General features: G+C 70.9%; 2 protein-coding genes. One reads left to right on the top strand and one right to left on the bottom strand.

The annotated features are described in order from the left end of the window. Positions 1 to 49: 49 nt before the first annotated feature. Positions 50 to 2,245: a carbohydrate-binding module family 20 domain-containing protein gene (locus ACFQO7_RS37615; protein ID WP_376810871.1), complete on the bottom strand. Its 2,196-nt coding sequence runs from the start codon at positions 2,243 to 2,245 to the stop codon at positions 50 to 52. Between the two features lie 379 nt (positions 2,246 to 2,624). Between ACFQO7_RS37615 and ACFQO7_RS37610 the strand changes: the two genes are divergently transcribed. Beyond that, entirely contained in the window at positions 2,625 to 4,010 is a 1,386-nt protein-coding gene (locus ACFQO7_RS37610; protein ID WP_376810870.1) for an NAD(P)/FAD-dependent oxidoreductase, read from the top strand. Positions 4,011 to 4,061: the final 51 nt, after the last annotated feature.

The following is a 4,061-nucleotide window of genomic DNA, read 5'->3' as shown; positions in this document are numbered from 1 at the left end:
GGGCACCTTCACAACGCTCCGCGTTGTGAAGGTGCCCTTCCTATGCCTGTCAGCGCCAGGTGTCGGCGTAGGTGGCGGTGCAGGGGGTGGTGGGGGTGGTGCGGGAGCGGTTGGGGTCGCTCTCCCAGGTGACGGTGCCGGAGGCGTCCTTCTTGAGGTACTTGTAGGTGAAGGTCGTGCTGGTCGGCAGGGTGATGGTGGCGGCCCAGACCGGGTAGGCGGCGCTGGACAGGGCGACCGCGTTGGCGGTGTTCCAGTTGCCGAGGGCGGGGATCGAGCCGACGACGTACACGTTCTGGCCCCAGACCGTGGTCGCGTTCACGGAGAACGCGGCCGCGATGGAGGCGCAGGCCGAGCCGCTGGGTGACGGGCTCGGCGAGGCCGAGGGGGACGCCGTCGGGGAGGCGCTCGGTGACGGGGTCGTGCCGCCGGGCACGTTCCAGGTCTCGGACCAGGTGACCGCACATGCGCCGGTCGGCGCGGTGCGGGCCCGGTTGGCGATGCTCTCCCAGGTGACGTTGCCCGAGGCGTCCTTCTTGATGTACTTGTACTCGAACGCCGTGCCCGCGGGCAGGTTCACGGTGGCCCGCCAGACCGGGTACGCCGTGCCGGACATGGCGACCGCGTTGGCGGTGTTCCAGGAGCCGAGCTGGGCGATGCTGCCGGCGATGAAGACGTTCTGGCCGGTGGTCGTTGTGGTAGTGGACTCGAAGGTGACCGCCACGGTCGTGCAGGCGGTGCCGCTCGGTGTCGGCGAGGGTGTGCCTGAGGGAGACGTGCCGACCAGCGCGCCGGTGTAGATCGCCAGCGCGCTGTTGGCGGCGACGGTGACCGTGGCCTGGCCGGAGCCGTTCACGGTGACGGTGCCGCCGGCGCAGGTCCCGGCGGTGAAGTCGCCGGTGGCGACGTTGCAGTACACGCCCGCGGGCAGCCCGGTGCTGAAGGTGGTGCTCCAGGCCGCGCCGTCGCGGTTGAACGCGGCGAAGCCGACGTTGCCCCGGCCGAACGCGATGCGCGACGACGACGGCGAGGTCCAGTTGGCGACCCCGGTGCCGTTGACCGCGTTGTGGAAGCCGACGAGGTTCGCGACCACGGTCTTGCGGTGCTCACACTCCCAGCCCGAACCGCAGGTCACCTGGTTGGTGACGCCGTTGCCGGCGGCGGGCGGCCCGGCCTCGTTGTTGCTGAACGTGAAGCTGCTCATCAGCTGGGGCGTGCCGTACGGATACGCCAGGCTGAACGCCGCCGCCAGCGCGTGGGTCTGCCCGTTCTTGTACGTCAACCGGGCGCGCCCGTTGCGCTGCGTGTCGTGGTTGTCGATGAAGTTCACCGCGTCGCCGGAGCTGAGGGCCATCTGCGCGGCGAGGTTGTTCAGGTTGGACAGGTTCGCGTCGCGGAACGCGTTGCCGACCACGTCGCCGTAGCGGAACTCGGTGACGTCACCGATCCCGGCATACTCCCCCGGCGGGAACGCGCTGTCCTCGATCACCTCGTGGAAGACGTACGGCGAGCCGCTGACGCCGCCGAGGATCGCCTGCAGGTCGGCGACCGGCATGTGCTTGGCCGCGTCGACCCGGAACCCGTCCACGCCCAGCGACACCAGGTCGTTGAGGTACGCGGTGAGCTTGCCGCGCACGTAGGTGGTCTCGGTGGCCAGGTCGGACAAGTCGACCAGCTCGCAGTTCTGCACCTCCCAGCGGTCGCCCCAGGCCACGATGTCGTCGTTGCCGTTGCGCCCGCAGTGGTGGAAGTCCTGGTTCTGGTAGATGCCGGGGTAGTTGTAATGCGCGTAGGTGGAGCCGTTCGAGCCGGTGCCGGTGGACGCGCCGCCGGCCATGTGGTTGACCACGGCGTCGACGTAGATCTTCACCCCCGCGTTGTGGCAGGTGGTGACCATGTTCGCGAAGGCGGCGCGGTCGCCGCGGCGGCTGACGAGCTGGTAGCTGACCGGCTGGTAGTCCTGCCACCACGGGTAGGACTGGCCGCCGAGCACGACGTGCTCCTGCGGCGGGGACACCTGCACCGCGCCGAAGCCCTTCGGGCCGAGCACGGTGGTGCACTCGTTGGCGATCGAGGCCCAGGGCCACTGGAACAGGTGCACGATGACGTCGCGGTTGCCCGGGTTGGCGTCCGCTTTGGCCGGGACGAGGTCGGGGGCGGGTCGCAGGAGCGCGACCGCGGTGAGCGCGGCTGCCAGCAGCACCGAGGCGAGGGCGGCGGCGAGGGGGCGGTTGCGGGTGGACACGAGTCTCCTCCTGGGTCGGGGAGGGTCGGGGATGGAAACTCTTGCGCAAGTTTCAAGGATGTTAGCCCCGCGTTGACGTGGCGTGAAGAGCGTCGATGCGCCGGATTTACCGTACAAATCAGCGCTGTGGACGGTTCCGTTTGCGCTGTCGATCATCGACGGTGGGCATCGGGGCACGCCGCGGCCATCGATCGCGACCCCAGAGCTGAAAAATATTTCAAAGATTCTTCCAGTCGTACGCCGTCGGGGTCCCGACAGGACCCACGCAGAGCGCGTGAGCGGGCACACAGTGTCATCTACCGGACCGCATATTCGTTTTCATGATTGCGTCACCGCTTCTTACGGTGTGTGCACACCTCACACCGAGACGGAGAAAACCTTGTCTGCCAAGGAAAAGTCCGGGCACGCGATCGTGCTCGGCGCCAGCATCGGCGGCCTGCTCGCCGCCCGCGTGCTGAGCGAGTCGTACGCGAAGGTCACCATCTTCGACCGCGACGCGCTGCCCACCGACGGCGTCACCGGGCGTAAGGGGGTGCCGCAGGGCGACCACACGCACGGCCTGCTCGCCCGCGGCCGCCAGGTCCTGGAGGAGCTGTTCCCCGGCTTCGCCGCCGACATGACCGCCGCCGGCGCGGTCCCCGTCGACGTCCAGGGCGACGTCATCTGGATCAACGACGGCCAGCGGCTGGCCGCCGCGCACACCGGCCTGGCCGGGCTGGGCGTCACCCGCATCGGCCTGGAGGCGTACGTGCGCCGCCGGGTCACCGCGCTGCCCGGCGTGCAGCTGCTCGCCCGCCACGAGGCCGTCGGCCTGATCGCGAGCGAGGACCGCACCCGCGTCGTCGGCGCACGCATCCTGCCCGTCGGCGGCGACACCGAACTGCGGCTGGAGGCCGACCTGGTGGTCGACGCCACCGGACGCGGCAACCGGGGCCCGACCTGGCTGGCCGAGCTGGGCTACGACAAGCCCGCCGAGGAGCACGTGGACGCCAAGACGGTCTACATCTCGCGCGCCTACCGGCGTACGCAGGGACAGCTCGGCTTCACCGCCGCCGTGCTCGCCCCGTCGCCCGAGCTGCCGATCGGCGGCGTGGTGGTGCCGGTCGAGGGCGACCGCTGGATGCTGACGCTGATCGGCGTCGGCGAGGGCGGCGCGCTGCCGACCGACCCCGACGCGTACGCGGAGTTCGCCCACCGGTTCGCCAGTGACGAGCTGTACCAGCTGCTCAGCACGTGCGAGCCGGTCGGCCCGGCGGTGCGCCTGCGGCTGCCGGTCAGCGTGCGCCGCCGCTACGAGCACCTGACCCGGCTGCCCGAGGGCCTGGTCTCCTTCGCCGACGCGGTGTGCAGCTTCAACCCGGCGTACGGCCAGGGCATGACGGTCGCCGCCGCCGAGGCGATGGTGCTGCGCGACTGCCTGCGCAAGGGCGGTGCGGGCCTGCCGAAGCGCTTCTACGCGGCGGCGTCGAAGGTCATCGACGTGCCGTGGGACATCGCGGTCGGCGCGGACCTCGGCTACCCCGAGGTCGAGGGCGTGCGCACCCGCAAGGGCCGGTTCCTCAACGCGTACGTCGCCCGCCTGCACCGGGCGGCCGCCAAGCACCCCGAGGTCGGCCTGGCGTTCCTGGCCGTGGCGAACCTGATGTCCCCGCCGCAGCGGCTGTTCTCCCCCGGCGTGCTGGCCCGCGTGCTGTGGTCCGGCCGCGTCCGCAAGCCGCGCCCCGTGGTGACCGCCCGCGCCGTGCGCGTCGAGCCGGCGGCCTGACCGGAGCCTGCCGGGTCGCCCCCGTGCCCGGCGGAAGTGGCCCGTTCGATC

Origin of the sequence: Catellatospora aurea (assembly GCF_042663325.1) — a bacterium.
In the GTDB taxonomy this organism is placed as follows: Bacteria; Actinomycetota; Actinomycetes; order Mycobacteriales; family Micromonosporaceae; genus Catellatospora; species Catellatospora aurea.
This window is presented reverse-complemented; position numbering and strand designations above follow the sequence as displayed.